Raw genomic sequence first — 24,855 nt, 5'->3', positions numbered from 1 at the left:
TATGACCCGTATACCTGAGCTGGCGGTCAGCGTTTTTAACTGGGCACAATTATCGGCCGCACAGCAGCAAGTTGCCCTGGCGAGGCCTGATCTGGCCGATTCGGCACAGTTAAGCGAACAGGTTCGCACTATTATCAGTACCGTTAGACAACAAGGTGATAGCGCGCTGCGTGCCTACAGCCAGCAGTTTGACGGTTTAACTGATAACCCGCTGCGCCTGAGCGATGCAAAAAAGCGCGCGGTGCTGGCCAGTTTGCTCCCCGAGCGGAAAGCCGCCATCGAGCTGGCCTACGATAATATTCGTAAGTTTCACGCTGCCCAGTTGCCACGCGATATCGCGGTGGAAACCAGTGTCGGTGTCATGTGCCAGCTGAAAAACCGGGCTATTGGTGCGGTAGGTTTGTATATTCCCGGAGGCAGTGCTCCCTTGCCATCCACCGTGTTAATGCTGGGGGTGCCAGCGCAACTGGCCGGCTGCCCGAGGCCGGTATTGGTGACCCCGCCCGGTAAGCCTGCCGCCGATGATATCGCAGCGGAAATTCTGTACGCTGCTGAGCTTTGCGGTATTACCGAAATTTATACTATAGGTGGCGCCCAGGCTATTGCTGCACTGGCCTATGGCACCGAAACCATTGGCAAAGTCGATAAGATTTTTGGCCCAGGTAATCGCTATGTTACCGAAGCTAAGCAACAGGTTAGCCAGGATGTCAAAGGTGCGATGATTGATATGCCAGCAGGCCCGTCTGAAGTATTAGTGCTGGCAGATGACAGTGCCAACCCTGCCTTTGTTGCCGCCGACTTATTGTCCCAGGCAGAGCACGGCCCGGATTCTCAGGTGATACTGGTAAGCGACAGTGCGGATTTTATAACCGCCGTACAAGCTGAAGTGGCGCAACAACTGGTCACGTTGCCGCGTAAAGCTATTGCAAAAGCCGCCCTTAGCCACAGCCGCTATATTTTAACAGCCGGTTTAGCCGAAGCGGTTGCGGTAACCAACGCCTACGCCCCCGAGCATTTAATTGTGCAAACTCGTTGTGATGACGAGCTTATCGGGCAATTTGACAGCGCCGCCAGTATCTTTGTCGGGCCCTGGACACCGGAATCAGCCGGTGACTATGCCAGTGGCACCAACCATGTTTTACCCACGTACGGCTACAGCAAAACGGTATCCAGCTTATCACTGACCGACTTCTACCGGCGCTACACGGTGCAAAAATTATCGGCCACTGGCATGCGTAATATTGGCCCGGCCATTGTTACCCTGGCCGAAGCGGAAAGCCTGCAAGCACACGCCAATGCGGTGCGACTGCGCTTGGCAGTACTCGACAATTCAGCAGCGTATGACAACAACCCTGGCGGAGATAAAGCATGAGCAAGGTAAACAGCCTGGCACGGCAAATTGTACAAGATCTGGTGCCTTACGCCTCTGCCCGCAGCACAATGAGTGGCGGCGCAGTATGGCTAAATGCCAACGAAAATGCGCTGGCGCCAGCCTACCAACTGGCCGGCACCTTTAACCGCTACCCGTCGTGCCAGCCCAAAGCACTGATCAACGCCTATGCCACTTACGCTGGCATAACGGCTGAGCAGGTACTGGTCAGCCGCGGTGCTGATGAAGGTATTGAGCTGTTAATTCGCAGCTTTTGCGAGCCAAAAACAGACAGCATTACCATCTGCCCGCCGACTTATGGCATGTATGCGATCAGTGCAGAAAGCAACCAGACCGCGGTCAGTAAAGTATTGCTATTAAACAGTGAACAACTGGATCTGGCCGGTATTTTTGCCACCCACCCTAAGTTAGTGTTTATTTGCAGCCCGAATAACCCGACTGGCGATTTGATCCCGCGCGAGCAAATTACTGCTGTACTGGAGCATTTCAGCGGCAAAGCGTTGGTGGTGGTAGATGAAGCCTATATTGAGTTTGCGCCTGAAGCTTCGGTGGTACCATTGCTTAGCCGCTACCCGCACCTTGTGGTACTGCGCACCCTGTCTAAAGCTTTTGGTTTGGCCGGGCTGCGCTGTGGCTTTACCCTGGCATCACCAGATGTCATCAATGCCCTGAAGAAAATGATTGCCCCCTACCCGATTGCTGAGCCGGTAGCGCAAATTGCCGCCCAGGCCCTGTCTGCATCGGGCATAACGCAAATGCAGCAAAGTGTCGCTACTATTAATCAGCTACGCAACGACTTTATCGCAATTGCACAGCAGCTACCGGGCGTAAAAAGAGTGTGGCCAAGTAATGCCAATTATGTACTGCTGCAGGTAAGCGATGCGGCAGATTGTGTCAGTGCTCTGATTAATGCTGATATTTTAATTCGCAACCAATCCAGCCAGCTGGGGTTATCACAGGTGGTCAGGGTGTCCATTGGCAGCCCGCAGGAAATGCAGCGCCTGACGAAAGCAATGCAGCAGTATTTTTCTGAACAAAAACCGGATACTAAAAATGACAACAAGAGAGAAAGCGCATGAGTGCCCAGCCTATTTTATTTATTGACCGCGACGGCACCATGGTGGAAGAGCCGCCAATTGATAAGCAGCTTGATAGCCTGGAAAAGCTGGCTTATGAGCCTGGCCTGGTGCCCGCCCTGTTAAAGTTGCAGGCTGCCGGTTATCGCTTAGTAATGGTTACCAATCAGGATGGTCTGGGCACTGCCAGCTTTCCGCGTGAGACCTTTGACGCACCGCACGACAAGATGATGCAGCTGTTAACCTCACAAGGCATAGTGTTTGATGATGTGCTTATTTGCCCACACTTTGAACGGGATAACTGCAGTTGCCGTAAGCCAAAACTGGGGCTGGTAAAAGATTACCTGCAGCAAGGCAAAATAGACTTTACTAACTCGTACGTGATTGGCGACCGGCTAACCGACGTGCAACTGGCCGATAATATGGGGCTGCCGTCATTTTTGTATAATCGCGATACGCTGGGCTGGCGTGAGATAACTAAACGGCTGCTAAGTCGCGGCCGTCAGGCTACTGTGCGCCGGACCACCAGAGAAACCGATATTGAAATCAGTGTTGATCTGGATAGCAGTGGTAATAACAGCTTTAGCACCGGCGTCGGCTTTTTTGACCATATGCTGGAGCAAATTGCCACTCACGGCGGTTTTTCACTGCAGGTACGGGTAGAGGGCGATTTACATATTGATGATCACCACAGCGTGGAAGATACCGCGCTGGCACTCGGCCAGGCACTAAAACAGGCGCTGGGCAATAAGCGGGGGATTAACCGTTTTGGTTTTGTATTGCCCATGGATGAATGCCGTGCCGAGTGTATACTGGATTTATCCGGCCGGCCGCTGTTTAAATTCGATGCGAATTTAGGCGAAGGCAGCGTCGGTGGTCTGAATCTGGAAATGGTGCCGCACTTTTTCCGCTCCATAAGCGATGCCATGCTGATTAGTCTGCACTTATCCATTACCGAGGGCAACAAACACCATATGGTAGAAGGGCTGTTTAAAGCCTTTGGCCGGGCCCTGCGCCAGGCTATTACGGTATCAGGCGAAGCCCTACCAAGCTCAAAGGGAGTGCTGTAATGCAGTTGGTTATTGTTGATACCGGCTGCGCCAATATCAGCTCGGTATATTTTGCCGTCAGACGCTTAGGCGTTGAGGCCACTATCAGCCGTGATGCCCGCTTCATTAAGGCCGCCGATAAAGTCATTTTGCCCGGCGTCGGCACCGCCCATAATGCCATGGCTCAGCTGCAACAGGCCGACCTTATCGCTACGCTGCAAGGCCTGCAGCAGCCGCTGCTCGGCATTTGCCTGGGTATGCAAATGCTGACCAGTCACAGCATGGAAGGTGATGTCCCTTGTTTAAACCTTATTCCCGGTGAAGTACTACCAATGCAAAGTGCGGGCCTGCGTTTGCCGCATATGGGCTGGAATACCCTGCACAGTATCGGCAGTCATCCGCTGCTGAAAGGCTTTAGCGACAGCGATTATCTGTATTTTGTGCATAGTTTTGCGGTCGCGCCCAGCCTGCATTCACTTGCGATCTGCCACTATGGCAACGATTTTGCAGCAGTAATTGGCAAAGATAATGTGGTGGGCGCCCAGTTTCACCCGGAACGTTCCGGTAAAACCGGCGCCCGTTTATTACAGAATTTTCTGGAGTGGCAATTGTGATTATCCCGGCAATAGATTTAATCGACGGTACTGTAGTGCGACTGTATCAGGGCCGCTACGACAGCACCACCCAATATCAGTTCAGCCCACTGAGCCTGCGTAACCAGTATGCGCAGGACGGCAGCGACTGGCTGCATATTGTTGACCTGTCTGGCGCCAAAGATGCCAGCAAACGCCAGCTGGCGCTGCTAACTGAGCTGATGACCGCAGCACCATTGCATATTCAGGTTGGCGGCGGCGTGCGCAGCGAACAGGATGTGATTGATTTACTTAACGCCGGTGCCGGCCGGGTAGTCATTGGCAGCCTGGCTATTCGCCAGCCAGAATTGGTTCAAAGCTGGATCAGCAAATACGGTGGCGAACACATCGTATTGGCTTTGGACGTGGCAATTAATGAGCAGGGCGAGAAAACCCTGCCCTCGCACGGCTGGATTGAGCAATCGAATATCACACTGGAACAAGTACTGGATAACTATATCGCCGCGGGCGCGAAGCATGTGCTTTGCACCGATATCAGCCGCGATGGCACCTTAACTGGCTCTAATGTTTTGTTATACCGGGAGTTAACCGCACATTACCCACAAATTCAGTGGCAGGCCTCGGGCGGTATTGGCTCGCTGGATGATATTAAAGCCCTCATTGGTAGTGGCGTGGCGGGCGTGATCCTGGGTCGATCGCTGCTGGAAGGTAAATTCACTCTGAAGGAGGCCATTGCATGCTGGCAAAACGGTTAATTCCCTGTTTAGATGTTCGCGATGGCAAGGTCGTTAAAGGCGTACAATTTCGTAACCACGAAATTATTGGTGATATTGTACCGCTAGCCCAGCGCTATGCCGAGGCAGGAGCTGATGAACTGGTGTTTTATGATATTACCGCCTCCAGCGATGGCCGGGTGGTTGATAAAAGCTGGGTACGGCGGATAGCCGAGGTTATTGATATTCCGTTTTGCGTGGCAGGTGGTATTAAAAGTGTGGCCGATGCCGGTAAAATTCTGGAAATGGGCGCCGACAAAGTCTCAGTCAACAGCCCTGCCCTGGCCCGGCCGGAACTGATTAGCGAGTTGAATCATATTTTTGGCCAGCAGTGCGTAGTGGTAGGCATCGACAGCTTTTTTGATGTCGCCTCGGGCCAGTATCAGGTGTACCAGTTTACCGGTGATGAAAACCGCACCCAGAAAACCCGTTGGCTTACCCGCGATTGGGTGGCCGAAGTGCAAGCCCGTGGCGCCGGTGAAATTGTGCTTAATTGCATGAATCAGGATGGCGTGCGCCAGGGTTATGATATTGCCCAGTTAACAAGCATTCGCGATATTTGTAAGGTGCCATTAATTGCCAGTGGCGGCGCCGGAACTATGGCGCACTTTACTGAAGTGTTTACTAAAGCCGATGTCGATGGTGCCCTGGCGGCCAGTGTGTTTCACAAAGGCATTATTGAAATAGCAGCATTAAAAGCCAAGCTGATTACCGATGGTATAAGCATAAGGCCTTAGAGAAAGCATATGAACAACGATAAAATCAAAGCGCTCAGCTGGCCCGAAAACCAGTTACTACCAGCAATAGTGCAGCATGCCATTTCCGGCAAGGTGTTGATGCAGGGCTATATGAACCCGCAAGCGCTTGAGCACAGCCTGCAAAGCGGCCAGGTCACTTTTTACAGCCGCAGTAAGCAGCGGCTGTGGACCAAGGGTGAAAGCTCGGGTAATACTCTGCAACTGGTCAGCATGGCCAGCGACTGTGATGCCGACAGCCTGTTAGTGCTGGCCCTACCCAAAGGCCCTACCTGCCATGTTGGCACCGAAACCTGCTGGCATGACAATAGCGCCAACAGCCCGCAGCTCAGTTTTTTATATGATTTAGAGCAGGTAATTCAAAGCCGCGAAGGCGCCGATCCGGCCAGCAGCTATACCGCCAGTCTGTTTGCCAAAGGCGTAAAACGAATAGCACAGAAAGTGGGTGAAGAAGGCGTAGAGTCGGCTCTTGCGGCGATGGCAGGCGATAAGGAAGAGCTGGCCAACGAAGCAGCCGATTTAATTTTTCACCTGCTGGTATTACTACGCAGCCAGCAGCTTGAGCTGAATGATGTGATTAAAGTATTACAGAAGCGGCATAACTAACAGCACCCTGGCGAGGCAACCGCAAAGAAATAGCGCCGGCAGGCGCTATTTCTGGCAAGGTTTATTCTATGGCCATCCAATGTTGTACCGCTGAAGCCAGTTCATCCGGGTGGAATTTAGCGATAAATTGATCAGCCCCCACCTTTTTCACCATCGCCTCGTTAAACACGCCACTTAACGATGAGTGCAGCACAATGTGCACATTTTTCAGATGTTCGTGCGCTTTTACCGCAGCGGTCAAGGTATAACCATCCATTTCCGGCATTTCAATGTCTGAAATTAACAACGGTACCTGATCTGAGATATCACCGCCCAGCTCATCGGCTTTTGCAATCAACCAGTCCAGCGCTAAGCGGCCATCATTTACCAGCTCGACATTAATACCAATCGAACTGAGCGCACGTTTTACCTGATTACGGGCAACGGCAGAGTCATCGGCCACCAGCACAGTAAGTTGCGACAAGTCACGCTCTGACTTGCGCTGTTTTATTGTTTCGCTGACTTCCTCGTCTGGTGGCGAAATTTCAGCAAACACTTTTTCCACATCGAGAATTTGTACCAGCTTATCATCTAGCTGGGTAACCGCTGTCAGATAATGATTGCGGCCCGCCCCCTTCGGCGGCGGCAAAATCTGCTCCCAGTTTATGTTGACGATGCGATCTATTCCACCGACTAAAAAGCCCTGAGTGGTGCGGTTATACTCTGTTACCAGAATATACGCTTTGCTCAAATCGTCTATCGCCTTGCCTCCCGTGGCTTTACTCAAATCGATAACCGTAACCGGTGTGCCACGCAAGTGGGCTATACCACGCACATGGGCATTTGAGCCGGGCATATCAGTCAGCTGCGGGCATTGAATCACTTCCCGTACCTTAAACACATTGATGCCGTAAGGTTGCTGGCCCGTTAGCCGGAATATCAGCAACTCCAGTCGGTTCTGGCCAACAATATTGGTTCTCTGGTCAACCGAACTCATTAATGAACTCATGGTGCTTCCTCACTGCAACCGCAGTTGCGTTTATCAGGTCTCAAATTTTGAGCTAACCGTTACCAGCGACTCCGACAATATCCGTAAATCGTCTGATATGCCATGCACGCTTAACTGCAGACTTTTAGTTTGGGCAAAAGACCCTATCATTTTAGCGGTATTGCTGGCAATTTGCTCAGCTACCATGGTTTGCTCTTCGGTAGCGGCAGCTATTTGCGCATTTAACATGCTAATTTGCTGCACTTCCTTATTTATTTGCTCAATGGAACTGCCCGCATCAGCAGCCAGGCTGGCCGAGTGCTCAGCGTTACTTACCGCCTGGCTCATAATGCTGACGGCTCCGCTGACATTATCATTTAGCTGACGCAGCACTTCCTGCACCATGGTGACCGACTTTGCCGTTTTCGAGGATAAGTTACGCACTTCATCAGCCACCACTGAAAAGCCCCTGCCATGCTCACCTGCTCGGGCAGCTTCGATAGCCGCGTTTAACGCCAATAAGTTGGTTTGATCAGCAATATCATTAATGCTTTTTAAAATCTCGGTTACGTTTTTAGTTTTCTCAGCCAGCTCGGTTATCACATCCTGTGCGTGTTTTATTTCATCAGACAAGCCTTGTGAATACTTAACGGCGTGGCTGGTTTTATCCAGGCCGAGCTTAGCCAGCTCATTGGCTTTGCCCGCACCGGTAGCCGCATCGTTCGCCGACTGGCTGATGTCCTGCACCGATAGCTGCATTTCTGCCATGCTGTGACTGACTGTTTCCGAGTTATCCGATTGCTCCAGCGTCATTTTTTCCATATTGTTCATACCGGATGCCAGGTCTTTGGCGCTGCGGTTCAGTGGCTCTATGGTTTTAGCTAAATCGTTAAATGAGGTTTGCAGCATCTGGATGAACAAATTAAATTGTTTCGCCACCACCCCCAGCTCATCATTGCCAGTAACAGGTAGCCGGCTGGCTAAATTGCCTTTACCGCTGGCCAGTTCGGCCAAAGACACCCCCAGCGTTCTGGCCGTATTGCTGATCCGGCTGGCAATAAAATGGCCCAGGCCGGCTGTTAGCAATATCAGGATACTACCCAGCGCTAAAATAACGGTTAGCGCTAAATCCATATTACTGGACATATCTTCAATGGCCTGAGAGAAACGCTCATCGGCCTGTTGCTCAAACTGGGTAAAGCGCCTGTTTAAACTTTCAAACTGCTCAGTTTTTGTCGCAACGCTGGCTTGGATCTTACCAAAGTCAACATCGCCATCAATAAATTGCTGGGCAATGCCGCCGGCTAAATCTGCATAGCGCGCAGCGTCTTGCTGTAACGCATTCAGTAATGACAGTTGTTCAGGGTTAAGGGTTTTTAACCGGTTTAAATTTTGCTGTAACTTCACACTGTGTTGCTGCGCCGTTGCCAGCAAATCGGAGTCAGATAAGGTGACCGCCTGAGTGAAAAATTCATCCAGCGAGGTAAAACCAGATCTGACCTGCGAGGCCAGCTTCGACGTTTCGTACATGTAATCACGCATGCTCTGGGTTGTAGCGTTATTTTTGGCGGTAAAAAACACACTCACTGCCACTACAGTAGAGAATGCAATCACAGCCAGGCCAATAACCAACCAAATCTTTAACACTATCGACATGTTCTTCATAACAATACTCTTCTATGCCAACCGGCAAACTGCTGTCAGTTCAGGGTCAGAACTACTTTTACGGCATCTGTTACGCTGGCTGCAGCAACATAGCCAATAGCATTCGGGTTTTGGGCAACATGTTCAATTACCGCAGCCTCCGTTGCCAGCTCAAGAGGTGGAGTACCTTTACCGGTGAAAACCAGCTTCGACCAATGCGCCTTTAACTGCGCAGAGGAACGACCGACACCTTTTTCATCAAACTGGCTACGCAGCGGCGAGCTTTCCACCAGATTGACTGCCGTAAGCGCTGATGAGCGGCCAGTGTATAGTCGGGTAAGTTCATCGTTAGTAACGGCGGCGCTATTGGCGGGGTTGACGATAACAGCTATCTCAGCCGCTACCGACGACATAAATCCAGCAGTGCCAAGCATAACTATCAGGGCTAACTTTCTGCTTAACATAACAGCTCCTTAAAATACCAAATCAATGCCAACAGCCAGCACGCCATTGCGCTGATCCATTGTTTTATTTTTCTCTGAGCTAAACTGCGTTTTAAAAGCAGCAGATGGGTGAAAATCATAACGCAACCCAATGTTCCAGGTGTTAGCATCCCGTTCCTGGCTCGCTATCAGCCCCTGCACCGGCACTAACAACTGCGCTGGCAACACAGCAGCATACGGCTGATAAATACCCACCAAGGCGGCATTATTCTCCCGTTCAAATGAAATGTAAGGCGTATAGCTGTTAAAACGCTTACCCAACGAGGCATACCAGTTTTTCTGGGTGGCGATAAAACTATTATCGACCTTAACCCTGGTGTACTCGGCCACCGCTATCCAGTCACTATCATCATACGTCAGGCCAACACCGATAAAGTTAGAACTTTCATCGTCAATATCAATGGCTGCAACCAGGGGGGCCAGGCCATTGGCGGTAAGGGCCTGGTATAAATTGCCCACAGTAAAGCCCGGCGCAAGCGTGACAGGGCTGGTGTCTATTGTGGTTTTACCGGTTAAATAAGCAAAACGGGCACTTAGCGCATCTTTTGCCAACTCCCAGGTTACGCCTGCCACATTATCAATTCTGGCATTTACTCTGGCGCCACTTAAACTGGCATCGCCGTCATAACCACCAAAAACCAACTGCAAGGTAGAATCAACGTCGCCCAATTGAGCGGTTCTGTAAAGGGTCACCCCTTCAATAGTATCAAAACCCAGGCCATAAACACCTTGCGGTACCCGCAACCAGTCGTAGGCATAGCCGACATCTTTAAAATCAGAGTATTTATAAAACGGCGTGCGTAACCGACCGGCGTTTATGGTCATATTATCGCTAAGCTGGTAGCTGACAAAAGCCCACTCAAAGCCAACGTCGAAGTCATCACTGCCCCGCCCCAGCAATTGAGCTGTTACTGACAGCTTGTCACCTAAATCAGATTTAATTTGTAGTGCAATCAGGCTTTCATTTTTAAAATTCAGTTTATCATCATAGCCATAGAGTTGGTCGTCACTGCCGGTAGTGATACCGGCTTTGATTGAAGCGAAGCCATTAATAGTGGTGTTGGAATATACAGTACAGGGAACCAGAGCAACTGCCAATGACAGGGCTAACAGACTTTTTTTCATTATTACCTCGCTGAACGATCTCTGACACCACACCTGATGATGCCGTTATCATAATTACCGGAATGCAGCCATTAGTATATTCTAATCAGGCTCAACTACAGCTTAGGCTATAAACACATAAAATGGCACAAAGCATACTGAATAAGCGTTGATTAAAATCAATTATTTCAGTATTTAACATTATTGAAATATCGATAGATGTAATAGGTACGCACGCTAACAACGCCCTGCCTCCTAAATCAGGTGGTTACACTGATAAAAGTGTAACAGGGTTTGTCTGCATATTGACAAGCTGCAACCTGCCACCGAGTATAGCGCGGTCCTGCGTATATTACGCTATAACTAAAACAACAGAGCAATTATGAAAAAAACCTTATTAGTGCTGGCGCTGGCCAGCGGTTTCGCTATGGCCGATGAAGGCATGTGGATGCCGCAACAACTACCCGATATTGCCAATGAATTAAAAGCTGCTGGCTTAGAGCTGGACCCGGCCAATCTGACTAAACTAACCGAGTTCCCTATGGCCGCTATTGTTAGCCTGGGCGGCTGCTCCGCGTCTTTTGTGTCACCTAAAGGTCTGGTTGCCACAAATCATCATTGTATTTACAACAGCATTGCCCACAACTCTACGCCGGAAAATGATCTGCTGACCAATGGTTTTCTGGCTGCCAGTCTGGCTGATGAAGTGCCCGCAGCACCCGGTAGCCGGATTTATGTGACTAAGGCCGTTGATAACGTCACTGCACAAGTTATTGATGCTGCCACTGCCAAACTCAGCGGTAAAAAGCGGGTTGATGCGATAGAGACCAATCAGAAACAACTGATCGCCGATTGCGAACAGGATCAGGGGCATCGTTGCCGGGTTGCTGCTTATTACGGCAGTCTGGAGTACTACCTGATCAAACAACTGGAAATTAAAGACGTGCGGCTGGTGCATGCCCCTGCTGAAGGCGTGGGTAAATTTGGCGGCGATACCGACAACTGGATGTGGCCCCGCCATACCGGCGACTACGGCTTTCTGCGTGCTTACGTCAGCCCGCAGGGTAAGTCCGCCGATTATCATAGCGATAATATCCCCTACCAACCCGATCACCATTTAACACTGGCTACCAAAGGCCTGCAAGACGGTGATTTTGTGATGGCGCTCGGTTACCCGGGGCGCACCAACCGGCATCGGCTCCCCTCAGAAGTTAGTGAAACCTTTCAGTGGAGCTACCCCACTACGGTGCAACAGTTTACCGACAACCTGGCAATTATTAACCGGGTAACAGCCAGTAATAAAGATGCAGAGCTAAAGTATGCCAGCCGGGTAGCGGGTTTAAATAATTACCTGAAAAACCGCCAGGGCATGTTAGACAGCTTTGCCAACAGTGATTTTCTGCAGCGAAAAACGGCCGAACATAACGCGCTGAAACAATGGGTAAATAGCAGCGGCGACAATAAAAAAGCCTACGCCAAAGATTTAATTAACATTGAAAAATTATTAGCCGAACAGCACAGTAAAGCCCGGGCTGACTACGCGCTGAATAATGCCAGCCCCCGTTTACTGGGGGTTGCCCGTTCGTTGTACCGCTTAGCTCAGGAAAGTACGAAACCCGATAGTGAACGCAAAGCAGGTTACCAGCAACGTGACATACCGCGCTATCAGGCTTTTGTCGCCGGTATGGAACGCAACTTTGATGTCAGTATTGAAAAAGCATTGGATTTACATAACCTAAGTAATTACATGGAGTTACCAAAAAAACAGCGCAATAGCGACTTTGATAAAGTAATGGGTTTACAGGATGGCATGACCAACAGCCAGCTTAGTGCCCTGATTGATACCTGGTATAACGCTACCGGTTTAACCGAGCTAAGCAATCGCACTGCGTTAATAGACAGCACACCAGACCAATTTAGCCAAAGCAACGATCCTTTTGTTAAAGCAGCGGTGGCACTATATCAGGCCGATTTAAAACGTGAAGCCCAAGCCGAAGAGCTGGGCGGCAAAATTCAGCAAGCGTATGCCAGTTATATGCGGGCTAAAATGGCCTTTATGCAAAGCCAGGGGCTGGCGGTTTATCCTGATGCCAACAGCACCTTGCGGGTAACTTATGGCAATGTTACCGGCCGTGCGCATGGTAATGAGGATGGCAATGCCTGGGCCCCCTTTACTACGTTGCGCGGTCTCAGTGCTAAAGCGACCGGTGAAGGCGAATTTAATGCTCCGCAAAACCAGTTAGCGGCCATTAAGGCAAAAAATTACGGTCGTTACTTTGAGCCGGCAGTCAACTCAGTACCGGTCAATTATCTGGCGACGCTGGATATCACCGGCGGTAATTCGGGTTCAGCCATTTTAAACAGCAAAGGCGAGTTTGTCGGGCTGGCTTTTGACGGCACCCTGGATTCCATTATCTCTGACTGGGATTATAATCCAGCAAATACCCGTTCTATTCAGGTAGATTTGCGCTTTATGCTGTGGCAAATGCAACAGGTTGATAACGCCACGGCCCTGCTACAGGAAATGGGTATTAATTAACCCTGAGCAGCCTATTTTATGACCTTGGAAACCTCTGCTAAGCCAGAGGTTTTTTTATAGTAAACCGCGCTAAAAGCTGGTATCAAGCACGAGTTGCAGCTACGCTAATTCAGATATGACTAAACACAGTAAGTATTTGCAAAAAGAATCCAGCTTAATTCAAATGCTTGATCCTCTGGTCGCTGACTGGAATAAAAACCAGCGCCCCCCCATCAATATTGCTGCCAGTAATCTCGCGGCTGAAATAGACTTTTCCCGTTTAAATGGCTTATTTGACAACTTCCTGCAAGCGATTGGGGTTGTTATTGCCTTAATTGGCCTTGATGGCAAAGTACTTGCCTCGTCCAAATGGCAACGGGCATGCATGCAATTTCACCGGGTTAATAAAACCACCCTGCAGCGCTGCCATGAAAGTGATGTTGATTTATCCAGCAACATGCAGCAAGGCAAAAATTACGCTATATACAAATGCCGCAATGGCTTAACCGACTGTGCCACGCCGCTGGTTATTGACGACATTCATATCGCTAATCTATTTATTGGTCAGTTTTTTTTAACTGAGCCCGATAACCACTTTTTTGCCGAACAAGGCCAACAATTGGGCTTTAGCAATCAAGAATATCTAGCCGCTATTGCCGAAGTGCCAATAATCGATGAAGCAAAACTGCCAGCCCTACTGAATCTGCTCACGTCTTTGGCGCAGCAAATTGCTGAACTCAGTATGGCTAATCAACGTTATGCGCGAACTATCAGCACGGTTGAGCAGCAAATTGCTGAGCGTACTCAGGAATTAGAGCTGCAAAATTTAATCTTAAGCCAGATAAGCCAGGGGGCTAATTTATCTGACATTCTCACCAGCATGGTCAGACAGATAGAGTTACTTCACCCTGAAATGTACTGTTCAGTACTGTTGTTAGATGAGTCCGGGCAGCACTTACGCCACGGCGCTGCGCCTTCTTTACCTGACTTTTATAATCAGGCTATCAATGGATTGCCCATTGGGCTAGGCCAAGGTTCATGCGGCACTGCTGCTTTTACCGGCGAAGCGGTAATTGTAGCGGATATTAATAGCCACCCCTATTGGCAGCCATTTTTAAGGTTAACCAAGCCAGCTAATCTAGCGGCTTGCTGGTCACATCCGATCAAAAATGCCAAAGGCAAGGTATTAGGAACCTTTGGCATTTATCACCGCACACCCTGCAAGCCCAGCACGGCACAGCAAGAAAAAATTGCTAATTACAGTCATCTGGCAGAGCTGGCCATCAGCCGCAGTTTATCCTTAGATAAAATTCACCGCCTGGCATTTTATGATGATTTAACCGGCTTACCAAACCGACGTCTGCTGGAAGAACGGCTGGCACATGCCATGCTAAGCAGCAAACGCAGCAAAAGTTACTGTGCGATAATGTTTGTTGATTTAGATAATTTTAAGCCGGTTAATGACCTGTATGGCCACAAAACCGGCGATGGCGTGTTACATGAAGTAGGTAAGCGTATTTGTAGCATGGTCAGAGAGGCAGATACCGTTGCCCGCTTTGGTGGCGACGAATTTATTGTATTGCTGCATGACATTGCTAAAAGTAAAGCTCATTGTAAAAAGCGCGCTGAACAGATAGCCATTAAAATTGCCGCCACTATTAACGAGCCCTTGCTAATTGATCCCGAGCATCAGCTACTTCACCGCTGCAGCAGCAGTATTGGTTTAGTGCTGTTTAGTGGCCAACAGCTCAGTTCCGACATTTTGCTACGCCAGGCTGATGCCGCTATGTACCAGGCGAAAAGTCAGGGTAAAAACCAACTTCGCTGGTATCAGCATTAGGCTTTAGTTTTTAATAAACGCGCAGCCAGCCTGACAAAATCGGACGAGGTTAAAATACCCACTATTTTATTGTCGGCATTTACCACCGGTAAACAACCATGGCGGTTAGATACAAAAAAATCGGCAACCTCCGCTAACGATTGTTCAGCGTTAACTGCAGCAAAATCGGTTGCCATTAACTCACTGACCAATAGCTGCTTCTCTTTGCGTTCCAGTGCCGTAGCGCCAAACTGCGCCATCAATCCCATCACCTTGGCAATCATGATTTTTTGCGTCAGCATGCCAACCAGCTCACCGTTTTCGTCAATCACCGGAATGTGCCGGATATTTTTCTCGCGCATTAAATCATGCGCGTCTTTCAGTGTTGATTGCCGGGTTACACACAAGGGGTCCGCGGTCATTAACTGGGCAACACAGGTTATCGTCATACTGACTCCTTAATATTAGTGTCCAACATTACTGTCACTATTAAGTATTAATCTTAGTTAAAAATTGCCTGCCCTGCTTAGCGCTGGATCAAATTGCCTGCTGTTAGCCGCGCCAATAACATTTTGCCACAATTTGCCAAGCATTGACGCTTGCTCATTTTTTGAATCTGATTCATAATTCGCAAACCTGTCAAAAATTGAGCATAACGTATGGGAACCTCAGAGCGCAAACAGCGTGAACGCGACGAGCGTGAACAGCTGTTTTTAGATACTGCTGAGCAAATGATTGCATCGGACGGCATTATTCAGCTGCAAATGGCCAAGCTGGCCAAGGCTTGTGATTATGCCACCGGCACCCTGTACCAGCATTTTACGTCTCGTGAAGATTTGTTAGTGGCGCTGGCGGCCCGGCATAGTGCGCAACATTTGCAGATGTTTCAGCAAATCATCGCCTTACCGGTATCAAGCCGTGACAAAATGTTTGCCATTAGCGTGGCCGAGCGCGACTTTCGTAAACACAATCCTACTCACGCTAAGCTTAGCCAATATATTTTTACCGAAGCAGTTTGGGAAAATGCTTCCGCCTGTCGGCGTGAGCAGGTATTGCAATGCGGCCAGCCGATAGCGGCGTTGGTCTGTGGCATAGTGCAGCAAGCAATAGATGACGGCAGCTTAGTCGCCAACGGCTGCAGTGCGATGGAGCTGGCGATTGCGCCCTGGGCTTTGTGTCAGGGCAGCCATACGCTGGAGCAAACCAGTGGCTTGCTCGAAGCCTTCGCCGTGCCGCGGCACGACATGCAGCAGTACCGTCATATGCATATGTTACTCAATGGTATGGGCTGGCAACCGCTGGTCGATGTCAGCGATATGGCACAGATTAAAACCAGGGTCGCGGCACTGAGCGTTCTGTTGAATATTTGACATTAAATGTCGGCACTAATTTTTTAATTTTTAAGCGGGACAACAGCCCCATCAAGGAGACACCATGTACAAACGCATGCTGGTAATGCTTATTGCCGCCACCCTGTTTTTTGGCGCCATTTTTGGCTACAAGGCGGTAGGCAACCATTTTATGAATCAGTTTTTTGACACTATGCCGATGCCAGCCGCCAGTATTACCGCCGCTAAGGTCAGCGCCGACGAGTGGCAGCCTTTTGTCAGCGCCATCGGCAGTTTTGCCGCGGTTAACAGCACTGAGCTGACCACTGAAGCCAGCGGCATTATCAGCAGCATTCTGTTTGACAATGGTGCCATTATCAAGCGCGGCCAGCTGATGTTGAAGCTGGATGACAGTGTTGATCAAGCCGATTTACAACGGCTGCTTGCCGCTGAGCAACAGGCAAAGCTGGAACAGCAGCGCTTTGAAGTGCTGTTCCGCGATAAAAGTATCTCTGAGCTGGAGTTGTTGCGCCGCCAGAGCGAAGCCGCTCAGGCCAGTGCCGCTGTGGCCTCACAACGTGCCCGCATTGCCCAAAAAACCATTATTGCCCCCTTTGATGGTGTAGCCGGCTTGCGTCAGGTCAGCTTGGGGCAGTTACTATCCGGCGGCACCCCAGTGGTCTCGCTGCAATCTTTAGATCCTATCTATTTGAATTTCACCCTGCCCGAGCAGCAACTGGCCAATATCACCCAGGGCCAACGCCTGACTGTGTCCGTCGATGCTTATGCCGACAAAGCCTTTAGCGGCGAAATTACCGCCATTGCGCCAGGTGTCAGGGAATCCAGTCGCAGCATTGAAGTACAAGCCACCTTTGCTAATCCGCACCAGCAACTGCGCCCCGGCATGTTTGCCCGGGTACAAATGGACACCGGCGAGCAGCAAAATGTGTTGCTGGTACCACAAACGGCCATTCAGTTTAACCCTTATGGTAATTCGGTGTTTGTGATCCGTGAGCAGGATGGCAGCTTAACTGCCCATCAACGCTTTGTGCGCACCGGCCAGACCCGCGGCGATTTAATTGCTATTGAACAAGGCCTCGAGCTGGGTGAGCAAGTTGCCACCTCAGGTTTGTTAAAGTTACGCAATGGCGCCGCGGTGAAAATCAGCGAAAATGGCCGGGCACAGCCCAGCGCTGAGCTTAACCCAACTCCTGATAACCAGTAAGGAACTCCTGTATGCGCTTTACTGATGTCTTTATCAAAAAGCCGATTCTGTCGGTTGTGGTCAGCCTGTTTATCCTGCTAATGGGCCTGCGCGCCATTATGGATATGAATGTGCGGCAGTTTCCAGAAATTCAGAATGCGGTGGTCACGGTCAGCACTGTCTATGTCGGTGCCGATGCCGATTTGATTCAGGGCTTTATAACCACGCCGCTGGAGCGGGAAATTGCCGCTGCTGAAGGCATTGATTACCTGGTATCGACCTCAGTGGCAGGGGTCAGTACCATCGAAGCTTATTTGCGGCTGGATTACGAACCTAACCAGGCGCTAACCCAGATCGCGGCGCAGGTAAACAAAATTCGCTCTGAGTTACCGCAAAATGCCCGCGATCCGGTGATTTCGCTAAAGGTCGGCCAGGATGTGGCGGCGATGTATCTGTCGTTTTACTCTGAGGTGCTGGGCAACAACCAGATCACCGATTATCTGGTACGGGTAATAGAGCCGCAATTGGCTACCATACCCGGCGTGCAGCGGGCTGAAATTCTTGGCGCACGTACCTTTGCCATGCGTATTTGGCTGGACCCGGTAAAAATGGCGGCTTTTGGTATTACCGGCTCTGACGTTAGCGGCGCCCTTCGCAGCAACAACGTGTTAGCAGCGCTGGGGCGCACCAAGGGACAAATGGTCGCGGTCGATCTGAATGCGGCTACCGATTTACACAGTGTCGAGCAATTTCAGCAGTTAGTAATAAGCAGCGACAGCCAGAGTGTGGTGCGCTTAAGCGACATCGCCACTGTGGAACTGGGCGCCGAAAGCTACGAAAGCTCAGTCAGTTTTAACGGCCTGGCTGCGACCTTTATAGGCATTGAAATCTCGCCTGATGCCAATGCGCTGGATGTGATAGCAGAAGTCAGAAAGATTTGGGAACGCGATATTATCCCGCAGTTGCCTGAAGGGCTGGATGCTGATATCCCTTACGACTCCACCGAATACATTGAAAACGCTATCGATGAGGTGGTGATCTCTATCGTACTGGCACTGGTGATTGTCGTGCTGGTAATCTATGCCTTTTTAGGCTCGCTGCGCAGTGTGATTATCCCGGCAGTAGCCATACCGGTATCGTTAATTGGCACCTTCTTTTTAATGTGGTTAATGGGTTTTTCCATCAACCTGCTGACCTTACTCGCCATGGTGCTGGCCATCGGTATCGTGGTGGATGATGCCATCATTATGCTGGAGAACATTCACCGCTTTATTGAGGAAGGTAAGTCGCGTACCGAAGCGGCTATTTTAGGTGCCCGGCAGCTGGCTTGGCCTATTATTACCATGTCGACTACTTTGGTGGCAGTGTTTTTACCGATAGGTTTTGTCGGCGGCTTAACCGGCGTACTCTTTGTTGAATTTGCCTTTACCCTGGCCGCCTCGGTGGTGTTATCCGGGGTAGTGGCGCTGACATTATCGCCGATGATGTGTGCCTATATTTTAAAGCCGCATCAGGCAGGCGATCAGCACGAAAAATCGTTAGAAGCCTGGCTGGATAAACAGTTTGAACGCTTGCGCCATGGTTATCAGCGCCAGTTACATGGTGCCTTGAATGCCATGCCGGTGGTACTGACTTTTGGTGCCATAGTACTGCTATCCTGTTATTTCCTGTTCATCACCAGCCCCTCGGAGCTGGAACCGGCAGAAGATCAGGGCTTTGTGTTCTCTATACTGGAAGCCGACAGCTACGCTACCCTCGATTATCTGGAACGCAATACCAAAGAGCTAAACCGCTTAAGTGCTGAAGCGCCTGAGATTAAAAATATCTTTATCATCAATGGTACCGGTAGCACTAACAACGCTATTGCCGGCTTTGTACTAGCACCCTGGGATCAGCGCAGCCGCACTACCGCCCAGGTACTGGAGCAAAATATTCAACCCTTTATGGCAGACTTACCTGGCCTTAACAGCTTTGCATTAGTGCCGCCCTCTTTGCCTTCGCCAGGAGGTGGTACGCCGGTAGAGTTTATCGTCGGCTCAACACAGTCATTTGATGCCTTACAAGAGGTGGTGCAGCAAATACTAGGCAGGGCAATGGCATCAGGCCGCTTTATCTTTGTCGATAGTGATTTAAAAATTAACCGACCGCGGCAAACCGTCCAGGTAGATCGTGACAAAGCGGCGTTAATGGGGGTGTCTATGCAGCAAATTGCCGCTGATTTAGGTAGCTTGTTATCCGGCGCCGATGCCGGACGTTTTGCGCTGGATAACCGCTCTTACCGGGTGATCCCGCAAGTAGAACGGGCTGAGCGCTTAAACCCGGATCAGTTGAAACAATATTACACCCGCAACAGCGCCGGGGAGTTAGTGCCCTTGTCGGCATTAGTCACCCTGACCGAATCGGTGCAACCGCAGGCACTGCGTGGTTTTCAGCAGCTTAATGCGGTAAAAATATCAGGTGTGCCGCGTCCAGGTGTACCCTTAGGTGAAGCGCTGGCGGTACTGGATGATATCGCAGCCGAGCTGCTTCCTGCCGGTTTTAGCGTCGACTATGCCGGGCAGTCACGGCAATTTAAAGCCGAAGGCCAGCAACTGGTAGTGACCTTTTTCTTTGCATTGATAGTGATCTTCCTGATTTTGGCGGCGCAGTTTGAGTCATTTAAAAACGCTATCATCATCATGGTTACCGTGCCGATGAGCGTCTGCGGCGCGCTGATTTTCACCAGCTTAGGCTTTACCAGCATTAATATTTATACGCAGGTGGGCTTGCTGACCCTGGTCGGCTTAATCGCCAAGCACGGTATTCTGATCGTAGAATTTGCTAACCAGTTACAACTTGAAGGCAAAAGCAAGCGCGATGCAATTGAAGAAGCCACCAGTTTACGGCTGCGACCTATTCTGATGACCACAGCCGCCACCGTGCTGGCCATGATCCCGTTGCTGATTGCCACCGGTGCGGGCGCGGGTTCACGCTATGCGATGGGGCTGGTGATTGCCAGCGGCATGACGATAGGCACCCTATTTACGCTGTATGTGGTACCGGCCATGTATCTGCTACTGGCGCGTGACTATCAGTTACAGCCAGAGTCTGCTCATGCAGCGGAGAGCATCAACAGCACAACAATGTAACTGAAGTTAATTTAACGCCGGCGAGGCAGCCTTAGCCTTGCCGGCCGTTAACGAGCTGCCAAGCGACGCGATAATCACCAGCGCAATCGCCAACCACTGCCACAATGTCAGCAACTCAGCCAGAATAATAAAACCCGCCAGCGCCGCAATAGCCGGCTCCATACTCATAAACACACTAAAATTTTGTGAGGTCATATGGCGCAGTGCCACCATTTCCAGCGAATACGGAATAGCACTGGATAAAATACCCACCAATAAACCCAGCGGTAATACCTGCCAGCTTAACAGTGCCATTCCCTGGCTCACAGCGCCAAGCGGCACCAACACCATGGCGGCTACTGTCATGCCCAGTGCCACAGTAATACCGCCAGAAGCCTGCGACCCGGTCTTTTTGCCAAATAAGATATAACCAGCCCAACAGGCCCCCGCTGCCAGCGCCTGCAGCACGCCGATGGGATCCAATGCATCAGCACCGCGCATGTCCGGCAACAGCATCAAAATACCGGCAATAGCGCAACCTACCCAGAATAAATCCCGTTTCCGGCGCGATGCCAGTAGCGCAACTGTTAAGGGCCCGGTAAATTCCAGCGCCACGCCAATCCCCAGCGGAATACGGGCAATCGCCAGATAAAACAAAATGTTCATGCCGCCTAAACACAAGCCATAAACAATAATGGCCTGCCAGTCGCGCCCCCTTGGCAACGCCCGCCAGGGTCGAAACACCAGCCACAGTACAATGGCTGAAAATCCCAGGCGCAGCGCGGTGGTGCCATCCGGTCCGATCAGCGGAAATAATTGTTTGGCAATGGAGGCCCCCGTCTGAATGGTTACCATTGCCAACAACACGCAGCAGATAGCCAGGAACAGAGTGTGATTAGCGCTGCGGGCCATGTTGAGCTTCCGGAATTAGTAGCGGGCGAGGTCATTATTTTAACCCAAGCTGCCCCATCTTGCAGCAGCTTGCTTTGTTTTAGTACAGACTAATGGCGGCAATTGTTACCGTTACAAAGAAACCGTCACGGATAATTCAAACTATTGTAATGGCTTAGCTGCAGACTAAACCGCAATGCAGCGCCTTACTGCAACTGGCACAGGATCTGCTTGTTATAGCCTAACCGACTTGTTGTCTTTCCGGTTTTCTGTGATTGAGGAGTTGAATATGAGCAAGCTCACCTTACGTAATCACCCGCTACGCGATGTATTAGATAAGGAACTACGCCAGCGCACCTTCCCTACCCTCTGCGCGCCCTGCCGACTGTGTCATTTTACCTTTACCGTGGCCAGTGCCTCACGCCAGCTGGAGTTCAGCCTGATGCAACGTCAGGCCGAGCAACAAGGCACCCATTTAACCGAAACCGATCAGGATCTGAATATCTCGCTATTTGCCGGTAGCTTGCGCTGGGAGCGCCATGGCGAGTTTTCCAGTTATACCTTTATTTTGCCCGGATCCGCACCGGCGTTGTTTGACGATCCCCTGAGCTTTTTACCCAGCCGCGATTGGTTTGATGAAATACCCGGTCAGGTGTTTCGGGTAGTTCAGCTAACGGTTATTCCGGCCAAAGCCTTACCCGCCAAAGGTGAAATCAGTCGCTATTTTAATGATGAAACCTGTATCAGCAGCATGCTGGCCGATGAAAAAGCCCGGATTTGGACTGATTTTCAAAAGCATGCTGAAGGCGCGGGCCGCTTGCTGCTGGTCGACTATGGGTTAAGCCCTGCCCGGCTGGGCCGGCTGGTACAACAATTGTTTGATTTAGGCAACTACCGTAAGCTGGCATTGCTGGGGTGGCCGGTCGCCCGCCAGGCATTGCATAAACTGAATAATCTGGAGCAGCAGTTGTCAATGCTGACCCAGCGGCTTGAGCAAGAGCGGGATAACGACGAGCGGCTGCTGAATCAAATAAGTCAGCTGGCAGCACAAACTGAGCATCTGATTGCAGAAACCAGTTCGCGGTTAGCCGCCACCGCAGCCTATTACCAGTTAACCCAGGACCGCTTAAAAGCACTGAATGAGACGCCAATCAGTGATTTAATGTCGTTGCAGGATTTTACCGAGCGCAGGTTAACCCCCGCTTTTCGGACCAGTGAATCGGTTCAGGCCCGCCAGACATCATTAAGTGCCAGGCTGGGGCGTTCTACCGAGTTACTGCGCACCCGGATCAATCTGAAGCTGGAGCAACAGAACCAGCAGTTGCTGGTATCCATGGACAAGAAAGCCCGCCTGCAGCTCAAACTCCAGCAAGTGGTAGAAGGCTTGTCGTTCGTGGCTATTAGCTACTACGCCGCGCAATTAGCCGATAAAGCAGTGCTGGCAGCTGCCTTCTGGTTACCAAAACTGAATGTCAATTTATGGCGCAGCCTGAGCTTGCCGTTGGTATTGCTGGCCGTCGGCTTGTTATTGCTTTACTTAAGCCGGCAATTGCAAAAGGACAAAGTCAGCTGAAGCGGTAACTTGAGATTTAGCCAACTTAGTGCTTTACTGGCGATCTTACATCTGATGGATCATTGAAGTGCAACGTCCTGTTACGATTATTTGCAGCTGTCTGCTAATGCTTAGCTCGCCGTTGACTGGCGCTACGCCAGCTTCGGTAGAGGTTAATAGCGAACCGAAACGTCAGCTGAAACTGCAACCAGGCCAGCAACCCCAGGCGCAACCAGTGGCTAAGCCTGCGCCTGCCAATAGTATTGCGGTGTTTAAGTCAAACCAGGCGGATGGCACGGTATTATTTTCAGACAGACGACCGGTTAACCGGCCCTATCAGCAACTGCATTTTGATTGTTTTGCCTGCGACCCAAACTCCAGTATCAATTGGCACAACACGCCATTATTTGTCCGGCCCTATAACCGGATTATTGACCGGATAGCCCAGGAGCAACAATTGGATCCGGCGTTGATCAGAGCTGTCATTCATGCTGAATCGGCTTTTCAGGTGGCGGCCTTATCCAAACGCGGTGCTATTGGCTTAATGCAGCTGATGCCCGATACCGCAACCATGCTGGGGGTTAGCGACCCGTTATCAGCAGAGCAGAATATTCAGGGTGGTAGTGTTTATCTGGCAAGGTTGTTAAAGCAGTATAACGGTGATTTAAACTTAACCCTGGCAGCCTATAACGCCGGGCCGGGTAATGTCAGGCGCCATCAGGGCGTACCACCTTTTGCCGAAACACAGGCCTATATTAAGCGGGTACTTATTCTGCATAAACGCTATCAGCAGGCTGCCTGAACCAGACAACCTGCTGAATTAATTCGGAATTAACGGCTTACTTTTCGTCTTTCTCAAAGCCTTCCAGCGTTACCCCTGATAAGAAACCGGCGCCCTTGGTTTCATTATTGCGTAATTTAATCATCAGGCGTAAATCATTCGGTGAATCCGCATGGTGAATGGCATCCGCATAGCTTATGTCTCCACGTTGATACATGTCATACAATGCCTGATCAAAGGTTTGCATCCCCAGCTCACGCGATTTACTCATTACTGCTTTAATTTCACCTACTTCACCCCGGGCAATTAAATCTGCTACCAGCGGCGAGTTTAGCAACACTTCAATAGCCGCCACCCGGCCCTGGCCATCGGCGGTGGGAATTAATTGCTGGGCTACTATCGCCCGCAGGTTTAATGATAAGTCAAAGCGCAATTTGTCATGCATTTCTTTGGGGACTAAATGCATGATCCGATCAATGGCCTGGTTAGCATTATTGGCGTGTAAGGTGGCAATACACAGGTGGCCGGTTTCAGCGAACGACAGTGCATACTCCATGGTATCCTGACTACGGATTTCACCTATCAGAATAACATCTGGCGCCTGGCGTAATGAGCTTTTCAGCGCAGCTTCAAATGATTCGGTATCAATCCCTACTTCACGCTGCGTTACCAGGCTTTTCTGGTGTTCGTGTACAAATTCTATCGGGTCTTCGATAGTCAGAATATGGCCTTTCGAGTTTTTATTGCGATAGCCCAGTAGCGCCGCCAGTGAGGTCGACTTACCGGTACCGGTGCCACCGACAAACAGTACCAGGCCGCGTTTCGACATAATAATGTCTTTCATAATAGGCGGCAGGCCAAGTTCGTCGGCACTGGGGATAGTGGTAACAATGCGCCGCACCACCATACCCGCCTGATCACGCTGCCAGAATGCCGATACCCGGAAGCGACCGGCATCATTAGAAATAGCAAAGTTACATTCCTTGCTATGATTAAACTCGTGCTGCTGTTTTTCATTCATCGCTTCGAGCACCAGCTCCAGCGACGCAGCATCAGTTAATGGTGTATCGTCGATCATGGTCAACTCACCATTTATTTTTGCTGCCACCGGCAAGCCGGCAGTAACAAACATATCTGATGCACCCATTTTGACCATTTTGCTTAGAAAATCTGTCAGTTCCATTCAGTCAATTCC

Annotated in this window: 21 protein-coding genes; 14 read left to right on the top strand and 7 right to left on the bottom strand. The window is 50.4% G+C overall.

What is annotated here, in order from left to right; genetic code table 11:
• Position 1: 1 nt before the first annotated feature.
• From hisD to hisIE, 7 genes are read left to right on the top strand one after another with little or no spacing between them, the layout of a single operon-like run.
• Positions 2-1,372 (top strand): histidinol dehydrogenase, encoded by a 1,371-nt coding sequence (hisD, locus tag WG68_RS09585; protein ID WP_046557470.1) that lies wholly within the window; start codon positions 2-4, stop codon positions 1,370-1,372.
• Complete coding sequence (gene hisC, locus WG68_RS09580) at positions 1,369-2,469, top strand: histidinol-phosphate transaminase (protein ID WP_046557469.1); 1,101 nt, start codon at positions 1,369-1,371, stop codon at positions 2,467-2,469. The genes hisD and hisC overlap by 4 nt, the downstream gene beginning before the upstream one ends.
• Positions 2,466-3,536 carry a bifunctional histidinol-phosphatase/imidazoleglycerol-phosphate dehydratase HisB gene (hisB, locus tag WG68_RS09575; protein WP_046557468.1) on the top strand — a complete coding sequence of 357 codons (1,071 nt, stop codon included), beginning with the start codon at positions 2,466-2,468 and terminating at the stop codon, positions 3,534-3,536. The genes hisC and hisB overlap by 4 nt, the downstream gene beginning before the upstream one ends.
• A complete protein-coding gene (gene hisH, locus WG68_RS09570; RefSeq protein ID WP_046557467.1) occupies positions 3,536-4,129 on the top strand; it encodes an imidazole glycerol phosphate synthase subunit HisH in 594 nt (197 codons plus the stop codon). The genes hisB and hisH overlap by 1 nt, the downstream gene beginning before the upstream one ends.
• Entirely contained in the window at positions 4,117-4,863 is a 747-nt protein-coding gene (gene hisA, locus WG68_RS09565; RefSeq protein WP_235357712.1) for a 1-(5-phosphoribosyl)-5-[(5-phosphoribosylamino)methylideneamino]imidazole-4-carboxamide isomerase, read from the top strand. The genes hisH and hisA overlap by 13 nt, the downstream gene beginning before the upstream one ends.
• Positions 4,845-5,618 (top strand): imidazole glycerol phosphate synthase subunit HisF, encoded by a 774-nt coding sequence (gene hisF / locus WG68_RS09560; protein WP_046557465.1) that lies wholly within the window; start codon positions 4,845-4,847, stop codon positions 5,616-5,618. Before hisA ends, hisF begins: the two co-directional genes overlap by 19 nt.
• A 9-nt stretch (positions 5,619-5,627) precedes the next feature.
• Complete coding sequence (gene hisIE, locus WG68_RS09555; protein ID WP_046557464.1) at positions 5,628-6,242, top strand: bifunctional phosphoribosyl-AMP cyclohydrolase/phosphoribosyl-ATP diphosphatase HisIE; 615 nt, start codon at positions 5,628-5,630, stop codon at positions 6,240-6,242.
• A 61-nt stretch (positions 6,243-6,303) separates the two neighbouring features.
• Here the strand turns inward: hisIE and WG68_RS09550 are convergent, their stop codons facing one another.
• The 4 genes from WG68_RS09550 to WG68_RS09535 are packed head-to-tail and all read right to left on the bottom strand — an operon-like array spanning position 6,304 to position 10,481.
• The gene (locus WG68_RS09550; protein WP_046557463.1) at positions 6,304-7,230 is read right to left on the bottom strand and encodes a chemotaxis protein; all 927 of its coding nucleotides are present in this window, start codon (positions 7,228-7,230) and stop codon (positions 6,304-6,306) included.
• Between the two features lie 33 nt (positions 7,231-7,263).
• Positions 7,264-8,874 carry a methyl-accepting chemotaxis protein gene (locus WG68_RS09545; protein WP_046557462.1) on the bottom strand — a complete coding sequence of 537 codons (1,611 nt, stop codon included), beginning with the start codon at positions 8,872-8,874 and terminating at the stop codon, positions 7,264-7,266.
• A 35-nt stretch (positions 8,875-8,909) separates the two neighbouring features.
• Positions 8,910-9,317 (bottom strand): type 2 periplasmic-binding domain-containing protein, encoded by a 408-nt coding sequence (locus WG68_RS09540; protein ID WP_052749038.1) that lies wholly within the window; start codon positions 9,315-9,317, stop codon positions 8,910-8,912.
• Positions 9,318-9,326: 9 nt separating this feature from the next.
• On the bottom strand, positions 9,327-10,481 hold the full coding sequence (locus WG68_RS09535; protein WP_046557461.1) for a porin: 1,155 nt from the start codon (positions 10,479-10,481) through the stop codon (positions 9,327-9,329).
• A 361-nt stretch (positions 10,482-10,842) separates the two neighbouring features.
• Between WG68_RS09535 and WG68_RS09530 the strand changes: the two genes are divergently transcribed.
• Together WG68_RS09530 and WG68_RS09525 are read left to right on the top strand one after the other, a co-directional pair.
• Positions 10,843-12,999, top strand: coding sequence for a S46 family peptidase (locus WG68_RS09530; RefSeq protein ID WP_046557460.1), 2,157 nt, complete (start codon positions 10,843-10,845; stop codon positions 12,997-12,999).
• A 115-nt stretch (positions 13,000-13,114) separates the two neighbouring features.
• Positions 13,115-14,818, top strand: a complete 1,704-nt coding sequence (locus WG68_RS09525; protein WP_046557459.1) for a diguanylate cyclase domain-containing protein — start codon at positions 13,115-13,117, stop codon at positions 14,816-14,818.
• On the opposite strand, the gene WG68_RS09520 is transcribed toward WG68_RS09525, so the two are convergent.
• On the bottom strand, positions 14,815-15,246 hold the full coding sequence (locus tag WG68_RS09520) for a CBS domain-containing protein (protein WP_046557458.1): 432 nt from the start codon (positions 15,244-15,246) through the stop codon (positions 14,815-14,817). The genes WG68_RS09525 and WG68_RS09520 overlap by 4 nt on opposite strands.
• Before the next feature lie 210 nt (positions 15,247-15,456).
• Between WG68_RS09520 and WG68_RS09515 the strand changes: the two genes are divergently transcribed.
• The 3 genes from WG68_RS09515 to WG68_RS09505 all read left to right on the top strand — a co-directional run bounded on the left by WG68_RS09515 (position 15,457) and on the right by WG68_RS09505 (position 20,457).
• Positions 15,457-16,167 carry a TetR/AcrR family transcriptional regulator gene (locus WG68_RS09515; protein ID WP_046557457.1) on the top strand — a complete coding sequence of 237 codons (711 nt, stop codon included), beginning with the start codon at positions 15,457-15,459 and terminating at the stop codon, positions 16,165-16,167.
• A 64-nt stretch (positions 16,168-16,231) separates the two neighbouring features.
• On the top strand, positions 16,232-17,350 hold the full coding sequence (locus WG68_RS09510) for an efflux RND transporter periplasmic adaptor subunit (protein WP_046557456.1): 1,119 nt from the start codon (positions 16,232-16,234) through the stop codon (positions 17,348-17,350).
• Between the two features lie 11 nt (positions 17,351-17,361).
• Complete coding sequence (locus WG68_RS09505) at positions 17,362-20,457, top strand: efflux RND transporter permease subunit (RefSeq protein ID WP_046557455.1); 3,096 nt, start codon at positions 17,362-17,364, stop codon at positions 20,455-20,457.
• A 6-nt stretch (positions 20,458-20,463) separates the two neighbouring features.
• On the opposite strand, the gene WG68_RS09500 is transcribed toward WG68_RS09505, so the two are convergent.
• On the bottom strand, positions 20,464-21,348 hold the full coding sequence (locus tag WG68_RS09500; protein ID WP_046557454.1) for an EamA family transporter: 885 nt from the start codon (positions 21,346-21,348) through the stop codon (positions 20,464-20,466).
• A 268-nt stretch (positions 21,349-21,616) separates the two neighbouring features.
• On the opposite strand from WG68_RS09500, the gene WG68_RS09495 reads away from it, so the two are divergent.
• A complete protein-coding gene (locus tag WG68_RS09495; RefSeq protein WP_046557453.1) occupies positions 21,617-22,900 on the top strand; it encodes a DUF3422 family protein in 1,284 nt (427 codons plus the stop codon).
• 67 nt (positions 22,901-22,967) lie between these two features.
• A complete protein-coding gene (locus tag WG68_RS09490) occupies positions 22,968-23,681 on the top strand; it encodes a lytic transglycosylase domain-containing protein (RefSeq protein ID WP_235357711.1) in 714 nt (237 codons plus the stop codon).
• Between the two features lie 37 nt (positions 23,682-23,718).
• Here WG68_RS09490 and WG68_RS09485 read toward each other — a convergent pair whose 3' ends face one another.
• The gene (locus WG68_RS09485; protein WP_046557452.1) at positions 23,719-24,843 is read right to left on the bottom strand and encodes a PilT/PilU family type 4a pilus ATPase; all 1,125 of its coding nucleotides are present in this window, start codon (positions 24,841-24,843) and stop codon (positions 23,719-23,721) included.
• Between the last annotated feature and the right edge of the window lie 12 nt (positions 24,844-24,855).

The sequence above is a fragment of the Arsukibacterium ikkense genome, assembly GCF_000987775.1.
Lineage (GTDB): Bacteria > Pseudomonadota > Gammaproteobacteria > Enterobacterales > Alteromonadaceae > Alishewanella > Alishewanella ikkense.
Note: the sequence above shows the minus strand (reverse complement) of the source record. Positions and strands in the feature narration are given on the sequence as shown.